The organism is Agrococcus sp. ProA11 (assembly GCF_039880525.1).
Classification (GTDB): domain Bacteria; phylum Actinomycetota; class Actinomycetes; order Actinomycetales; family Microbacteriaceae; genus Agrococcus; species Agrococcus chionoecetis.
The window spans coordinates 373,727-388,662 of sequence record NZ_CP156989.1 but is presented as its reverse complement, the minus strand read 5'-3'; the positions used below and the strand labels follow the sequence as shown (position 1 = coordinate 388,662).

13 protein-coding genes and 2 tRNA genes are annotated in these 14,936 nt (G+C 70.8%); 4 read left to right on the top strand and 11 right to left on the bottom strand.

Annotated elements, in window-relative coordinates:
* Positions 1-77: 77 nt before the first annotated feature.
* The 5 genes from ABG090_RS01815 to serS form a co-directional block, all read right to left on the bottom strand.
* A tRNA-Ser gene (locus tag ABG090_RS01815) sits at positions 78-166 on the bottom strand.
* A 139-nt stretch (positions 167-305) separates the two neighbouring features.
* Positions 306-1,589: an LCP family protein gene (locus ABG090_RS01810; protein ID WP_347755872.1), complete on the bottom strand. Its 1,284-nt coding sequence runs from the start codon at positions 1,587-1,589 to the stop codon at positions 306-308.
* A gap of 33 nt (positions 1,590-1,622) precedes the next feature.
* Positions 1,623-1,707, bottom strand: a tRNA-Ser gene (locus ABG090_RS01805).
* Positions 1,708-1,822: 115 nt separating this feature from the next.
* Positions 1,823-2,623 carry an HAD-IIB family hydrolase gene (locus ABG090_RS01800; protein WP_347755870.1) on the bottom strand — a complete coding sequence of 267 codons (801 nt, stop codon included), beginning with the start codon at positions 2,621-2,623 and terminating at the stop codon, positions 1,823-1,825.
* Positions 2,623-3,885 (bottom strand): serine--tRNA ligase, encoded by a 1,263-nt coding sequence (serS, locus tag ABG090_RS01795; RefSeq protein ID WP_347755869.1) that lies wholly within the window; start codon positions 3,883-3,885, stop codon positions 2,623-2,625. The genes ABG090_RS01800 and serS overlap by 1 nt, the downstream gene beginning before the upstream one ends.
* 79 nt (positions 3,886-3,964) lie before the next feature.
* On the opposite strand from serS, the gene ABG090_RS01790 reads away from it, so the two are divergent.
* A complete protein-coding gene (locus ABG090_RS01790; RefSeq protein ID WP_347755867.1) occupies positions 3,965-4,942 on the top strand; it encodes a diacylglycerol kinase family protein in 978 nt (325 codons plus the stop codon).
* A 54-nt stretch (positions 4,943-4,996) separates the two neighbouring features.
* Here the strand turns inward: ABG090_RS01790 and pheA are convergent, their stop codons facing one another.
* Together pheA and ABG090_RS01780 are read right to left on the bottom strand one after the other, a co-directional pair.
* On the bottom strand, positions 4,997-5,935 hold the full coding sequence (gene pheA / locus ABG090_RS01785) for a prephenate dehydratase (RefSeq protein ID WP_347755865.1): 939 nt from the start codon (positions 5,933-5,935) through the stop codon (positions 4,997-4,999).
* A 43-nt stretch (positions 5,936-5,978) separates the two neighbouring features.
* Positions 5,979-7,343, bottom strand: a complete 1,365-nt coding sequence (locus tag ABG090_RS01780; protein WP_347755863.1) for an aminotransferase class V-fold PLP-dependent enzyme — start codon at positions 7,341-7,343, stop codon at positions 5,979-5,981.
* Between the two features lie 112 nt (positions 7,344-7,455).
* On the opposite strand from ABG090_RS01780, the gene pgm reads away from it, so the two are divergent.
* Positions 7,456-9,090, top strand: a complete 1,635-nt coding sequence (gene pgm / locus ABG090_RS01775; RefSeq protein WP_347755861.1) for a phosphoglucomutase (alpha-D-glucose-1,6-bisphosphate-dependent) — start codon at positions 7,456-7,458, stop codon at positions 9,088-9,090.
* 79 nt (positions 9,091-9,169) lie between these two features.
* Here the strand turns inward: pgm and ABG090_RS01770 are convergent, their stop codons facing one another.
* From ABG090_RS01770 to ABG090_RS01755, 4 genes are all read right to left on the bottom strand, one after another.
* On the bottom strand, positions 9,170-10,372 hold the full coding sequence (locus ABG090_RS01770; protein WP_347755859.1) for a CapA family protein: 1,203 nt from the start codon (positions 10,370-10,372) through the stop codon (positions 9,170-9,172).
* Positions 10,369-10,686, bottom strand: coding sequence for a hypothetical protein (locus ABG090_RS01765; protein ID WP_347755857.1), 318 nt, complete (start codon positions 10,684-10,686; stop codon positions 10,369-10,371). Before ABG090_RS01765 ends, ABG090_RS01770 begins: the two co-directional genes overlap by 4 nt.
* A gap of 76 nt (positions 10,687-10,762) precedes the next feature.
* The gene (locus tag ABG090_RS01760; RefSeq protein WP_347755855.1) at positions 10,763-11,980 is read right to left on the bottom strand and encodes a CapA family protein; all 1,218 of its coding nucleotides are present in this window, start codon (positions 11,978-11,980) and stop codon (positions 10,763-10,765) included.
* Positions 11,977-12,765, bottom strand: a complete 789-nt coding sequence (locus ABG090_RS01755) for a M15 family metallopeptidase (protein WP_347755854.1) — start codon at positions 12,763-12,765, stop codon at positions 11,977-11,979. Before ABG090_RS01755 ends, ABG090_RS01760 begins: the two co-directional genes overlap by 4 nt.
* Before the next feature lie 158 nt (positions 12,766-12,923).
* Here ABG090_RS01755 and ABG090_RS01750 point away from each other — a divergent pair, with 158 nt between their 5' ends.
* A complete protein-coding gene (locus tag ABG090_RS01750) occupies positions 12,924-14,660 on the top strand; it encodes an MDR family MFS transporter (RefSeq protein WP_347755852.1) in 1,737 nt (578 codons plus the stop codon).
* 69 nt (positions 14,661-14,729) lie between these two features.
* Positions 14,730-14,924, top strand: a complete 195-nt coding sequence (locus tag ABG090_RS01745; protein ID WP_347755850.1) for a CsbD family protein — start codon at positions 14,730-14,732, stop codon at positions 14,922-14,924.
* The last annotated feature ends 12 nt before the right edge of the window (positions 14,925-14,936 follow it).

Here is a 14,936-nt window from a genome sequence, read left to right as displayed (position 1 = left end):
GGGCTCGCCTTGGAGGTCGGCAGCGCCGCAGCGGATACGACGAAGGCCCCGCTCGATGAGTGGGGCCTTCGAGTGCGTGGAGACGGAGGGATTTGAACCCTCGGTCCCCTATTGGGGACTCCACCTTAGCAGGGTGGTGCACTCGGCCGGACTATGCGACGTCTCCTCGGCCCGCCAGGAAACGGGCCAGCGGCAACTCTACCAAACAGATGAGAGAGGGATGCGCGGGCTGGGTGGCGGGGGCGAATTCGGTCTCGTGACGCGCGCGGCTGCGCCGCGTGCTCCTCGACCTACGAGGGGGTGAGTCAGCCGCCGAAGGGGACGACGCACGACTCCTGCGACGCATCCTGACCGACCACGCCGTCGAGCTCGTCGGTCGGCGTCGGCGTCGGATCGGCGTCGCCCCCGGGCGTCTCGGTCGGCAGCGGCGTCTCGGTCGCCGCGGGCGACTCCGCCCCCGGCGCGCCCGGCGTCGGTGTGGGGCTCGGCGTCTCAGAGGTCGATCCGATGCCCAGCGAATCCTCGCCGAGCTCGATCGGCAGGTCGAGACGGATGCGCCGCATCAGCTCGTCGGCTGCCTGCTCGTCCGGGTAGACGCGGTTGCCCTCCAGCACGTTCGGATAGAGGACGAACTGCATGGTCTCGAGCGGAATGTCCGCGAGCACGCGAGCCATCGAGACCATGGTGCCGACGTTCGCGAGGCCCGACGAGAGCGTCATGTTGTCGAGCGCCACCTGCGAGATCGCGTAGAGGCGCGTGAAGTCGGTGAGCACCGCATCCGACTGCAGGGTGCGCACGAGCGACGACAGGAAGACCTGCTGCGAGGAGATGCGCGCGAGGTCGGACCCGTCGCCCACGCCGTGGCGCGAGCGGAGGAACTGCAGCGCCTGCTCCCCCTCGAGCTCATAGGTGCCCGCCTCGGGGATCTGCAGGCCGGTGTAGGTGTCATCGATCTCGCCCGCGAAACACACGGGCACGCCGCCGACCGCCGTCGACATGCTGATGACGCCCTGGAACGTGATCATCGCCGCGTACGGCACGTCGATGCCGGTCAGCTCGGTGACCATCTCGGCCACGCACGAGAGACCCCCGCGCTCGAGCCCCTGATTGAACTGCACGTTCGAGGCGGCCGGCGTGACCTCGCCGGTCTCGGGATCCTCGCAGGCCGGGTAGTCGACGACGAGGTCGCGCGGGAAGGAGACGACGCGCGCCAGCTGGTGATCGTCGCTGACGTGCAGGAGCATCGTCACGTCGTTCAGGCGGCCTTCGCCGTAGGCGTCCTCGCCGAAGTCGGAGCCCTGGCCCGTCCGCTGGTCGGAGCCCACCAGCAGGATCGTGAATCCGCCCGCGTAGGGGGCGAAGCCAGCCTGCGCGGGCGGCACGTCGCCGCCGAGGTCGACGGTGGCGATGCCGGTCGACAGGCGGAGTACCGAGACGCCCACCACCCCGACCGCTGCCACGAGCACGACCGCCAGCCCGAGGGCGAGCCAGCGGAACAGGTGCGCGACCCCGGATTGGCGGTGCAGCCGGCCGTGGCGGGGCACCATCGACGAGGTGTCCACGACGCTCGATGCGCGCTCACCACTCATCCGGCACCCCTTCCGCTCGGCTCGGCACTGCGGCGGAGGGCGTGGGATTCGAACCCACGAGGCATTGCTGCCCACCGGTTTTCAAGACCGGCTCCATCGGCCGCTCGGACAGCCCTCCATCGGCCGCTCATGCATGCATGAGGTGACCTCCGCACGATTCTACGGTGCACGCGGATGCGTCGCCCACGACCGTTCCGCCAGGAGCCTGCGGAGGTCTGGCGACGTCGCCGGCCTCAGCTGCGGACGAGCAGGCCCTCGAGCAGCACCGCGAGGCCGTCGTCCTCCACCGTGGTCGTCACCTCGCCCGCAGCCGCCTTCACCTCGTCGGGCGCCTGCCCCATCGCGACGGCACGACCGTTGCCGGCGACCACCCACTGGAACATGTCGATGTCGTTGCGGCCGTCGCCGACGACGAGCATGCGATCGCGGGTGAAGCCCAGCAGGCGCGCGACCCGCTCCAGCCCCGTCGCCTTGTTGACGCCGTCGGGTGCGATGTCGAGCCAGGACGAGTAGCCGATCGCGTAGGAGACCTTGTGCAGGCCCATCGACTCGACGATCTCGAGGAAGTCGTCGACGTGGTGGTCGGGGCTCATCACGACCACGCGCATGGCGGGGATGTGCAGCAGCTCCTCGAACTCGACCTGCTCGGCGCTGTCCAGATCCCAGTCGATCATGCCGTTGGTGAAGCGCCGGTGGCCCGCCGCATCCTCGACCATGAACGAGCCGGTCGGCAGCCCCTGCGCGATCGTGCGCAGCGCGGGGGCGGGATCGAAGGTCTCGACGTGGATGGTCGCGTACTGCTCGCCGCGCAGCTCGAGCACCTGTGCGCCGTTGGCCGCCACCAGGTGGGTCGGCTGGATGCCGAGGCGCTCGGCGGTGGTCACCGTGGAGGGCTTCGAGCGGCCGGTCGCCAGCACCACCTCGTGGCCCGCGTCGACCACGGCGCGCACCGCATCCGCCACCCGTGGGGAGAGCGAGTCGTCCTCGAGCACGATGGTGCCGTCGATGTCGAGCCCGATCAGCAGGCGCTCCATCAGGCCACCGGCTCGATCGTCGCGATGCCGCCCAGGTAGGGCCGCAGCGCTTCGGGCACGCGCACCGAGCCGTCGGCCTGCTGATGCGTCTCGAGCAGCGCGACGATCCAGCGCGTCGTGGCCGCGGTGCCATTGAGCGTTGCTGCGGGAGCCGTCTTGCCGCTCTCCGTGCGGTAGCGGGTGGCAAGGCGACGGGCCTGGAACGTGGTGCAGTTCGAGGTGGAGGTGAGCTCGCGGTAGGTCTGCTGCGAAGGGATCCACGCCTCGATGTCGAACTTGCGCGCCGCTGACGAGCCGAGGTCGCCGGCGGCGACGTCGATCACGCGGTAGTCGAGCTCGCACGCCTGCAGCATCCGCTCCTGCAGCGCCCGCATGCGATCGTGCTCGGCCTCCGCATCCTCGGGCTTCACGTAGGAGAACATCTCGAGCTTGTTGAACTGGTGCACGCGCAGGATGCCGCGGGTGTCGCGGCCAGCGGAGCCCGCCTCTCGGCGGTAGCAGGTGGACCAGCCGGCGTAGCGCAGCGGCTGCTCGAGGTCGACGATCTCGTCGGCGTGGAAGCCCGCGAGCGCCACCTCCGACGTGCCCGTCAGGTACAGGTCGTCGGCGGGCAGGTGGTAGACCTCCGCGGCGTGCTCGCCCAGGAAGCCGGTGCCCTGCATGATCTCGGGTCGCACCAGGGTCGGCGTCATGAGCGGGGTGAAGCCGTCGGCCAGCACCTGGTCGAGCCCCATGAGCATGATCGCGAGCTCGAGCCGCATCCCGATACCGGTGAGGTAGTAGAAGCGGGTGCCCGCCACCTTGGCGCCGCGGGCGATGTCGAACGCCCTGAGACCCTCGCCCAGCTCCACGTGGTCGCGCGCGTCGAAGTCGAGTGTGCGCTCGGTGCCGTGCGTGGTGAGCGTGACGAAGTTCTCCTCCGCGCCCGCGGGCACGTCCGGGTGCACGATGTTGCCGAGCTTCGTCACGGCTGCGTCGAAGGCGGCCTCTGCCTCTGTCACGCGCGCCTGCGCATCCTTGACGCGGGCGGCCAGCGACTTGCCCTGCTCGATGAGCGCCGGCCGATCCTCCTTGGCTGCCTTGCCGACCAGCTTCGAGTGCGCGTTCTGCTCGGCCCGCAGGCCCTCGTACTCGGTGATGGCGGCGCGCCGGGCGCTCTCGGCGAGCAGCGCCTCGTCGACGTAGGCCACGGGGTCGCCTCGGCGCTCCTGACTTGCCTTGACGAGGTCGGGCTGGTCGCGCAGCAGCTGGGGATCGATCACCCCTCCAGTCTATGAGCGCGCGGATCGACCCCGCCGCACGTCGCAGGGAGTCTGCTGAAGCCCGGGGTACGCTTCGACCATGCGCGCAGGAATCGTCTACAACCCGGTCAAGATGGACCGCGATCGCCTCGCCTCCGCGGTCGAGTCGGTGCAGCCGATCGAGTGGTCGGAGCCGGTGTGGTTCGAGACCGATGCCGATGACGCGGGCAAGGCCGCGGTCGAGGCGGCGCTTGCCGCCGACATCGATCTGCTGCTGGTCGCCGGTGGCGACGGCACGGTGCGCGTCGCGGCCGATGCCATCACCAGCACGGATGTGATCCTCGCGATCATCCCCGCCGGCACCGGCAACCTGCTCGCGCGCAACCTCGGCATCGACGTCACGAACCTGCGCACCGCGGTGCGCACCGCGTTCGAGGGCGATGAGCGCGAGATCGACCTGGGCGAGCTCGAGATCGAGGCCCCGGATGGCACCCGCTCGCAGCACGCGTTCGCGGTCATGGTCGGCTTCGGGCTCGACGCCGAGATGATCGACAAGACCGATGAGGATCTGAAGAAGCGGGTCGGCTGGCTCGCGTACGCCGACGCCGCGGGCCGCGTGATCTCCGGTCTCGACAAGGTGCGCGTGCAGGTGCGCATGGATGGCGGTCGCGTCGTGCGCTCGACCGTGAACACCATGCTGATCGGCAACTGCGGCACGGTCACGAACGGCATCGTCGTGCTGCCGGATGCGGTCGTCGACGATCAGAAGCTGGATATCGCCCTCATCCGCCCGCAGGGTGCGCGCGGCTGGATGCAGGTGCTCGGCTACATGGCGCGCAACAACCTGATCGTCACGAAGCTGCTGCGCCGCACGGGGCACCTCGGTCGGCAGCGCACCGGCGCCGCGCTCGGCTACGGCCAGGCGAAGGAGACGCACGCTCGCCTCGAGGAGCCGCGGGCCGTGCAGGTCGACGGCGATGTCGTGGGCGAGGCGATCGCGCTGCGGGCCGTCGTGCGCGAGGACGCGCTCGTGGTGCGCGTGCCGCACCGCCGGGCGCACCAGGGCGTCGCGGTCTAGCCTGCGCGCAGCGAGGCCGCACGGGTGCGGCGGACCGCGACGATGCGCGGCCGGTCAGGCCTCGGGCTCGCCCGCGAGCAGACCCCGCAGCCAGTCGCGCGCGTCCTCGAACGACCGGTCCGTGAAGCGGCGCTCGACATCCGCCCGGTGGCCGTCCGCTCGCGCGTAGGAGCCGAGGAACGTCACGTGCGGCGAGAAGCGCTTGAGACCGAGCAGCGCATCCGCCACGCGCTCGTCGCGGATGTGACCGTCGGCATCCATGACGAAGCGATAGCGGCCGAGCCGGTCGCCGATCGGGCGCGACTGGATGAGGGAGAGGTTGACGCCGCGGGTCGCGAACTGCTCGAGCATGTCGAGCAGCACGCCGGGCTCATCGCTCGGCAGCTCGACGACGAGGCTGGTCTTGTCGGCCCCGGTCGGCTCCCCCGGTGCAGCCGCACGACCGACGAAGAGGAAGCGCGTCACGGCGTCGGGGTTGTCGCCGATGCGGTCGGCGAGCACCTCCAGCCCATCGACCCAGTGGCCGACGGTGGGCGTCGAGAGCGCCGCCTGGGCGGGCCCGGCGCCGAGCTCGGCCGCGGCCGTGACGTTGGAGGCGGCGGGCAGGTGCGCTCGGCCCGGCAGCTCGCGCTGCAGCCACGCGGTGCACTGCGCCCAGGCGACCGGGTGCGCGGCGATGACGCGGATGTCATCCAGCCGCGTGCCCGCGGGCGCGACCAGCGAGAAGTTCACGCTCACGACGTGCTCGGAGATGATGCGGAGCCCCGGCGTTGCCGCGAGCGCGTCCTGGGCCGCGGTCACGCCGCCCTCGATCGAGTTCTCGATCGCGATCATCGCCGCGTCGGATCGGCCCTCGGCCACCGCCGCGAGCGCCTCTCCCACATTGGCGACCGGCATCCGCTCGGCCCCGTCGAGGCCTTCGACCTGCTCGAGCGCGGCCTCGGTGAAGGTGCCGCGAGGGCCGAGGAACGTGACGACGCGCGGCTGACTCATGCGCCCAGCCTAGGGTCGCGGCCGTGTCGCTGCTGCCTACCGGTCAGGCCGCGGCGAGCGATCGGATGGCGGCGAGCGTCCGCTCGATGTCGTCCGGCGTCGTCACCCACGACGACATCGCGCACCGCAGCACCGCACGTCCGCGCCACTCGGCGCCCGTGACCACCGCGGTGCCCTCAGCGAGCACGGCGGCCCCCAGCGCTCGCGTCGCTTCGTCGGTCGCGAGCCGGAACATCACCTGGGTGTAGACCACGTCGTTGACGATTTCCACACCGTCGATCGCGGCGAGGCCCTCGGCCATCGTGCGCGCGTTCGCGTGCAGCCGATCGATGAGTGCGGCGACGCCGGAGCGGCCGAGGCTGCGCAGCGCCGCCCACGCCGGCACGCCTCGGGCGCGGCGGGAGAGCTCCGGCGTCACGTCCCAGGGGTCGAGGCCGGTGTAGACGAGGTAGTCGCCGCCGGTGCGGAAGGCCGCGATCGAGTCGGCGGGGTTGCGCACGATGGCCATGCCGCAGTCGTAGGGCACGTTGAGGGTCTTGTGCGCATCCGTGGCCCACGAGTCGGCGGCCGCGGCGCCGGCGGCCAGGTGCGCCAGCCGCGGGCTCGCCGCCGCCCAGAGGCCGAACGCGCCGTCGACGTGCACCCATCCGCCGTTGCGGTGGGCTATCGGGATGAGCGCGCTCAGGTCGTCGAAGGCTCCTGTGTGCACTTCGCCGGCCTGCAGGCAGACGATGAGCGGGCCCTCGCCGTGCTCCAGGGTGCGCTCGAGCGACACCGGGTCCATCCGCCCCTGGTCATCGGCGTCGACCACGATGATCTCTGCGCGCCCGATGCCGAGGAAGCGCGCCGCACGGTCGATCGTGCCGTGCCGGTCGGCGCCCACGACGAAGCGCACCGGCGGTGAGTCGCGCAGGCCGCGATCGGCGAGATCCCAGCCCGCCCGAGCCAGCACCGCGTGCCGCGCGGCGGCCAGACAGGTGAAGTTCGACAGCTGCCCACCGGTGACGAAGCCGACGCTCGCGGTCTCCGGCAGGTCGAGCAGCTCCAGCATCCACCGCCCTGCGATGCGCTCGAGTGCCACGGTGGTGGGGGTGAGCATCGCGGAGCCGCTGTTCTGATCCCATGCCGCGACCAGCCAGTCGGCCGCGAGCGCCGCCGGCAGCGTGCCGCCGATCACGAAGCCGAAGAAGCGGCCGCCGGGGATGCCGACCAGGCCCGGGCCGGCATCGGCCGCGAGCTGCTCGACGACCGTCGCGGCATCGAGGCCCTCCTCCGGCACCGGTCCTCCGAAGGTCGCGAGCATGTCGTCGAGCGTCGCTCGTGGCCAGACCGGTCGATCCTCGAGCGTGGCGAGGAATGCCGTCGCGCCGCGGTGCGCGGCCTCCAGCGCCCTGCTGCGCTCGTCCATGTGTCGCATGGTCGCACGCGCACGGGAGCGCGGCAATGGGGCACTTCCTCACCGCTGGGGCTGTCGAGAGCCGGACCTCGCCGTCACAGGGGCTCGGTGCTTGGATGGGGTCATGAGCAGAGCAGGCACGGTAGCCCAGCCCCAGGACCTCATCGACGTGCGTGCCCTCGAGCGCGCCTACTTCGATCTCGTCCCCGACGTGACGAACCCGGATCAGGCGGTGGCGTTCGGCACCAGCGGCCACCGCGGCAGCGCGTTCGATACGGCGTTCAACGAGGCCCACATCCTCGCGATCACGCAGGCGATTGTCGAGTACCGCGCCGAGCAGGGCATCACCGGCCCGCTCTTCATCGGCCGCGACACCCACGCGCTCTCGCTGCCCGCCGAGCGCACCGCGCTCGAGGTGCTGGTGGCCAACGGCGTGCGCGTGATGGCGGATGCGCGCGGCTCGGTCACGCCGACGCCGGCCGTCTCGCGCGCGATCCTCGACTACAACCAGCACGCATCCGAAGGTGACAGCGCGGACGGCATCGTCGTGACGCCCTCGCACAACCCGCCCCGCGACGGCGGCTTCAAGTACAACCCGCCGCACGGCGGCCCCGCCGATTCCGACGCCACCGGCTGGATCGCGAAGCGGGCGAACGAACTCATCGCGGGCGGTCTGACCGACGTCAAGCGCGCGTCCGTCGAGGGGTCGAGCGACAACCGCATCGAGCTCTACGACTTCCGCGACGAGTACGTGCAGGCGCTCGGTCGCGTGATCGACTTCGAGGCGATCAAGGCGTCGGGCATCAGGATCGGCGCGGACCCGCTCGGCGGCGCCTCGGTGGAGTACTACGGCGCGATCGCCGAGCACTACGGCATCGACCTGACGGTCACCAACCCGCTGGTCGACGCGACCTGGGCGTTCATGACGCTGGACTGGGACGAGAAGATCCGCATGGACTGCTCGAGCCCCAACGCGATGGCCTCGGTGCTGGCGCGCAAGGATGAGTTCGACATCCTCACCGGCAACGACGCCGACGCCGACCGGCACGGGATCGTCACGCCCGACGGCGGGCTGATGAACCCCAACCACTTCCTCGCGGTGGCGATCGAGTACCTCTACGCCCACCGCCCCGACTGGCGCGCGGACGCCGCCATCGGCAAGACGCTCGTGTCGTCGTCGATGGTCGACCGGGTCGCCGATGCGCTGGGGCGCCGGCTCTGGGAGGTGCCGGTGGGGTTCAAGTGGTTCGTGCCGGGCCTCGTCGACGGCTCGGTCGGCTTCGGCGGCGAGGAGAGCGCGGGCGCCTCGTTCCTGCAGCGGGACGGCACCGTCTGGACGACCGACAAGGACGGGATCCTGCTGTGCCTGCTCGCGTCGGAGATCCGGGCCGTGACCGGCAAGTCGCCATCGCAGCTCTATGCCGAGCTGACCGAGCGCTTCGGCTCGCCCGTGTACGAGCGCGTGGATGCGCCGGCGACGCGCGAGCAGAAGGCACGGCTCGGCAAGCTCTCGGGCGACGCGGTCGAGGCGACCGAGCTGGCGGGAGACCCGATCATCGCGAAGCTCACCGAGGCTCCGGGCAACGGCGCCGCGATCGGCGGGCTGAAGGTCGTCACCGAGCGAGCCTGGTTCGCCGCCCGCCCCTCAGGCACGGAGGACGTCTACAAGATCTACGCGGAGTCGTTCGTCGACGCCGACCACCTGCGTCAGGTGCAGTCGGAGGCGAAGGCGATCGTCGACGCTGCACTCGGCGCCTGACCGCGTCGGTCAACCGGCTCCCTGGCGCGGCGAGCCGGAAACCCGGCCGCCAGACCACCTGACCGGTTGACGGACGGGATCAGGGGGCGAAGGAGTCGCTGATGATGCGCACGTCGGGGCCGAGCGCGTCCGTGACCAGCTGGAGGCCCGACTCGACGGTCAGCTCGTTGCGCCAGGCCGACCGCGTGATCGGCTCGGCGGCGTCGACGAGCGGGTGCAGCTGCAGGTTGCGACGGTTCACCCACTGACGATTGACGAACTGCGACGGCGTCAGGTCGAAGTGCATGTAGATCGGGACAGCGGCGGGGTCGACGACCTCCACCTCGCCGCCGGGCTCCCCCACCAGGTCGAACTGCGCGACCGCGCTCACCACCCGCGGGATCGCCATCTGCGTCGACACCGCGTTGCCGAGCGAGTAGTAGACGAACGCGCGCGAGCCGTCGGCGCGCTCGAGCCACTCGGCCTCCTGCAGCACGTGCGGGTGGGTGCCGAGGATCACGTCAGCGCCCAGCTCGGCCAATCGCTGCGCCTGCTCGCGCTGCCTGGCGTTGACGGTGCCGGAGTACTCGTCGCCCCAGTGCACGGCGACGATGGTGGCGTCGGCGGTCTCGGCCGCCTCCCCCAGCTGCTGCTCGACCAGCGGATCGTCCAGCCACGTCACCGCGTACTCGTTCGTGGGGTTGTTGGAGAGGTCGATGAAGTTCAGGAACGCGACCGTCAGCGACGCTCCGCCCTCGCCGGCGACCTCGGTCGTCGGCACTGCCGCCTGCTCGTTCTCAGAGCGGAACGCGCCGTGGATGAGCAGCGGATCGAGCTCGTCCCACACGGCCAGCGTGCGATCGATGCCCTCCTGGCCGCGGTCGAAGGTGTGGTTGTTGCCGAGCCCGATGGTGTTGCAGCCCGCGTCAGCGATGCCCTCGGCGAACTCGACCGGTGCGTTGAAGGCCGGGAAGTAGGTGAGTCCGAGCTCGACGCCCGCACTGGGCGCCTCCTGATTGCAGTAGACGAGATCGCTGTCGGCCCAGATCGGCCGCGCCGCATCGAAGAACTGCCCGTAGTCGTAGGAGCCGTCGGGCTGGAGCGCATCCGCCGTGACAGAGTCGTGCGGCAGGATGTCGCCCATCGCGCTCACCGAGACGGTGACCGGCTCCGGCGTGGGCGTCGGCGTTGCCGATGCGGCGGGCTCGGTCGTGGCGGAGGGCGACGGGTCGAGCGAGCCCTGCTGGCAGCCGGTGAGCAGCAGCGCGCTGGCCAGGGCCGCAGTCAGCAGGCGCCGCATCATGCCCCCAGCGCGATCAATGCGTAGACGACGACGATGATCACGATCGCCCACAGTGCGCTCGTCCAGTCCCCGCCGGTTCGCGGGGCGCCGCTGCCGCGCGAGGAGTGACGGGCGCCCGTGCCTGACCAGCTCCAACCGCTCGAGCGACGCGAACCGGTGCTGCGGGTGCCGCCGCGCGAGCTGCCGAAGGAGCCACCGCCGCCGGAGCGCGAGCCGCCGCCGAAGAAGCTGCGGGAGCTCGTGCTGCGGCGGAACCCACCGCCGCCGCCGCGGAACCCGCCGCGCTTGGACCCTCCGCCACCGACCTTTGCCATGCTCGCAGGGTACGACCTCTTGCCCGCCGCTGCTCGGTGCATCTGCGCGGTCCACGTGCTCGGTGCACCTGCGCGGTCAGCGGTCGACGAGCGTGACCTCCGGGCCGAGCGTGTCGGCAATTACGGCGCGCTGCGCCTCCGGCGTCGTCTCCCAGGCGGAGCGGGTGAGCGGTTCGGCAGCGTCCTCCAGCAGGTAGAGGCGCGGATTCGAGCGGGTCGCGAGGTTGCCGGCACGCCGATCGGCCACGGTCCAGTCGAAGTGCATGTAGATCGGGATCGCGCGGGGGTCGCGGATCTCGATGCCGTCGGCGCCCCGCACGATGTCAAAGCGGCCGATCGCGCTGAACACCCGCGGCACGTCGATCTGCGACGACAGCCCGTTGCCGAGCGAGTACCAGACCAGCGTGCGCCCGGCGGCGCTCTCGACCCACTCGACGGGCTCGAGCACGTGCGGGTGCGCGCCCAGGATGACGTCGGCGCCGAGCGACGACAGCCACTCGGCCGTCGAGCGCTGCGACGCGTGCACCGTCGGCGCGTACTCGACCCCCCAGTGCGCAGCGACGATCACGACGTCTGCCTCCGCGGTCGCCGTCGCCATCAGCTGCTCGACGACCGCGCGATCCGACAGCATCGTGAGGCTCGTCGCGGGGCCGGCGACGTTCGTCAGCGCCGTCGCCGAGACGAACGCGATGCGGATGCCGTCGACCTCCGTGATCGCCGGCTGCAGCTGCTCCGCAGCCGAGCGCGCGGTGCCGTGCCAGGTCACCGGCAGCGCGTCGAGCACGTCGGCGGTGATCTCCAGCCCGCGCATGCCGGCGTCGAGCGCGTGATTGTTCGCGGTGCTGAAGGCGGTGCATCCGGATGCCGCGAGGTCGGCGGCGAACGCCGCCGGCGCGTTGAACGCCGGGTAGGCGCTGACGCCCAGCTCGTCGCCGGCGACCGGCGCCTCGAGGTTGCACGCCACCATGCCGGATGAGGCGAGCACCGGCGTGATGTCGTCGAAGTAGCGCGTGAAGTCCCAGCCCTCGGCGGTCTGCGCGCCGTCGAGGATCGTCTGGTGCGGGAGCATGTCGCCGAGTGCGGACACCTCAACGACCGTCTCGTCGCTCGACGGCGTCGGCTCGGGCGGCGCGGGCGTGGATGACGCAGGCACGGAAGGCTCGGCCGGCGCGGATGCTCCGGGCTCGGTCGATGGCACCGGCTCCGCTGCGGGGCCGGTGCAGCCGGCGATCGCGACGAGAGCCGCCGCCGCGATCGCCGCCGCACGCAGGCGAGGGATGCGGTCGCGGCTCACGAGGCGTACTCCGGCGCGGGCGCCAGCCCGAAGAACTCCTCGAGCGTGACCGTGCCGTGCTCGTGCATCGCGGTCGTCACGTCGGTGCCGACGAAGCGCAGGTGCCATGGCTCCCAGGCGTAGCCGGTCACCGCATCCGCCCCCGGTGGATACCGCAGCACGAACCCGAACTCCCACGCGTGCTGCGCGATCCAGCGCCCCGCCTCGGTCTCGCCGAAGCAGTGGTCGAGGCGGCACTCGCGCGAGGTCGACTGCAGGTCGATCGCGAGTCCGGTCTGGTGCTCGGAGTGACCCGGGCGCGCGCTCGTCGTGTCTGCCGCCTGCTGCCCGTAGCGGTCGATCGCGTTCTGGTAGTACTGCGCCTGCAACCCGTAGGAGCGGTAGGACGAGGTGACGAAGGTGCCCTCGCCGATCGCTGCGCGCATGGCGGCATCCATCTCGGTCAGGGCGGCATCGAGCTCGGGTCGCACGACTTCTGCGCCGTCCTCGTTCTCGGTCGACACCGGCACGAGCTGGGGCGCGAAGTCGGCCGGGTCCATAGGCCGCAGCTTGTTCACGATGACCTGCAGGCTGGCTGCCGAGTCGACGTCCCACCGCGCTGTCGGCTCGGGCGTGGGCTCGGCGGTCGCTGCGGGCGTCGGGCTCGGTGCCGCCGACGCCGGCTCGGCCGCCCGAGCGGACGCGGTCGGGGACTCGGACGCGTCGACTGTCGCACCCGGGGTCTCGGCCTGGCCGCAGCCGCTCACCAGGAGCGCCGCGAGCACCATCGTCAGCACCTTCCGCACGGCTCCATGGTCGCACGATGCGCGCGCCGGGCCGGGAGCGTGGGATACTGTTTGCGCCCTAGACCGTTCGTCGGGCTAACGACTTCGTCAGAACAGGACCTCCCATGCCTCAGCGCGACACGCGCTCGGGTGACGCCGCCGCGGCGCCTACCCCCTTGATGACCCAGCGCCAGATCACCCTCGTGCTCATCGGCCTCATGATCGCGATGTTCCTCTCGTCGATCTCGCAGACGGTGGTCGGCACGTCGATGCGCACCATCGCAGACGACCTCCAGGGGCTCGAGCTGCAGGTGTGGGTGGTGACCGCGTTCCTCATCGTGTCGACCATCGTCACACCCATCTACGGCAAGCTGAGCGACATCTTCGGCCGACGGCCGCTCTTCCTGGTCGCCATCGCGCTGTTCCTGGTCGGATCGATCGCCTCGTCGTTCGCGCAGGACATGGTGCAGCTCGCGGCCTTCCGCGCGCTGCAGGGCCTGGGCGCCGGCGGCCTCATGTCCCTGCCGCTGACGATCATGGCCGACGTGCTCAATCCCCGCGAGCGCGCCAAGTACCAGGGCTACTTCCTCGCCGTCTTCGGCGTCTCGTCCATCCTCGGCCCGCTCATCGGCGGCGTGCTGGCCGGCACCGAGGAGATCCTCTTCCTGGAGGGCTGGCGCTGGGTCTTCCTGTTCAACCTGCCGATCGGCATTGCCGCACTCTGGATGGTCTTCCGCTACCTCCACCTGCCTGCCCACCACGAGCGGGTCAAGATCGACTGGTGGGGCGCCGCACTGCTCGTGATGGGCGTCGTGCCGCTGCTGCTGGTGGCAGAGCAGGGTCGCGAATGGGGCTGGGCGTCCACGGCCGCGATCGCCTGCTACCTCATCGGCGCGATCGGCATCGTCCTGTTCGTCGTGGTCGAGACCCGCATGGGCGACACCGCGCTCATCCCGCTCCACCTGTTCCGCAACAGCACGTTCTCGATGGCCACGCTGCTGGGCGTCTTCACCGGCTTCGCGATGTTCGCCGCGATGATGATGATCCCGTTCGTGCTGCAGATCGTGCACGGCATGAATCCCACCGAGGCCGGCTTCGCGACCCTGCCGATGATCCTCGGCCTCATGATCGCCTCCATCGCCTCCGGACAGATCATCGGGCGCACCGGTCGCTACCGGCTGTTCCCGGTCGTGGGCCTCGGCGTCATGGCCGTCGGGTACGGCGTGCTCGTGACGCTGCAGTTCAACAGCCCGCTGTGGATGCTGCTGCTGGCTCAGCTCTTCATCGGGCTCGGGCTCGGCCAGCTGCTGCAGACGCTGACGATCGCGTCGCAGAACGCGGTGCGCCCGAAGGACATGGGAGTCGCGACGAGCGCCTCGACGTTCTTCCGACAGCTGGGTGGCACCACCGGCGTCGCCGTCGCCTTCTCGCTGCTCTACACACGGCTGCCGGACGCGCTCGCAGAGGCGTTCGCCCGCCCCGACCTGCGCGCCCAGCTGGCGCAGGCGGCGCAGGAGCCCGACGTGCTCGCAGACCCCGGCAACGCGCGCATCCTCGACGTGCTGCAGCAGCCTGAGCAGCTCGGCAGCGCGCTCGACAACGACTCCTCATTCCTGAACACCGCCGACCCGCGTCTCGCCGCACCGTTCCTGGACGGCTTCAGCAACGCCACCACAGGGCCGTTCTGGGTCGGGCTCGCGGTCGTGGCCGCCGCGTTCCTGCTCGCGATCTTCTTCAAGGCGCCGCCGCTGCGACAGAAGTCGGCGATGGAGGAGGCGCTCGACGAGCGCGCTCGCACGGCGCAGCTCGAGGCCGATGGCTCCGGGCCGGGCTCCTACGCACCGCCCGTCACTACCTCGCCGATCCCGGTCGTCGACGCCGGCGGCCGGCAGCGATCGCGCGACGCGGAGGATTGAGGCGGTTCCCAGGCTGCCCTCCTAGGTTGGATCGCGGAGCAATCGCTCCCAACGATCAAGGAGGTTCGTATGGGTCTCGATGACAAGATCTCGAACGCAGCCAAGGAAGGCGTCGGCAAGGCCAAGGAAGGCCTCGGCGACGCGACCGACAACGAGAGCATGGAGGCGCAGGGCCACACGGACCAGGCCGTCGCCAATGCGAATCAGGCGGGCGAGCACGTCAAGGACGCCGGCAACGACGTCAAGGACACGTTCAACCACTGATCCTTCACAATG

Excerpts from the sequence above, each read along its gene's own strand:
- ABG090_RS01810 (WP_347755872.1), bottom strand. The coding sequence starts at position 1,589 with ATGAGTGGTGAGCGCGCATCGAGCGTCGTGGACACCTCGTCGATGGTG.
- ABG090_RS01800 (WP_347755870.1), bottom strand. The coding sequence starts at position 2,623 with ATGGAGCGCCTGCTGATCGGGCTCGACATCGACGGCACCATCGTGCTC.
- ABG090_RS01790 (WP_347755867.1), top strand. The coding sequence starts at position 3,965 with ATGCGCGCAGGAATCGTCTACAACCCGGTCAAGATGGACCGCGATCGC.
- pheA (WP_347755865.1), bottom strand. The coding sequence starts at position 5,935 with ATGAGTCAGCCGCGCGTCGTCACGTTCCTCGGCCCTCGCGGCACCTTC.
- ABG090_RS01780 (WP_347755863.1), bottom strand. The coding sequence starts at position 7,343 with ATGGACGAGCGCAGCAGGGCGCTGGAGGCCGCGCACCGCGGCGCGACG.
- pgm (WP_347755861.1), top strand. The coding sequence starts at position 7,456 with ATGAGCAGAGCAGGCACGGTAGCCCAGCCCCAGGACCTCATCGACGTG.
- ABG090_RS01770 (WP_347755859.1), bottom strand. The coding sequence starts at position 10,372 with ATGATGCGGCGCCTGCTGACTGCGGCCCTGGCCAGCGCGCTGCTGCTC.
- ABG090_RS01765 (WP_347755857.1), bottom strand. The coding sequence starts at position 10,686 with ATGGCAAAGGTCGGTGGCGGAGGGTCCAAGCGCGGCGGGTTCCGCGGC.
- ABG090_RS01750 (WP_347755852.1), top strand. The coding sequence starts at position 12,924 with ATGACCCAGCGCCAGATCACCCTCGTGCTCATCGGCCTCATGATCGCG.
- ABG090_RS01745 (WP_347755850.1), top strand. The coding sequence starts at position 14,730 with ATGGGTCTCGATGACAAGATCTCGAACGCAGCCAAGGAAGGCGTCGGC.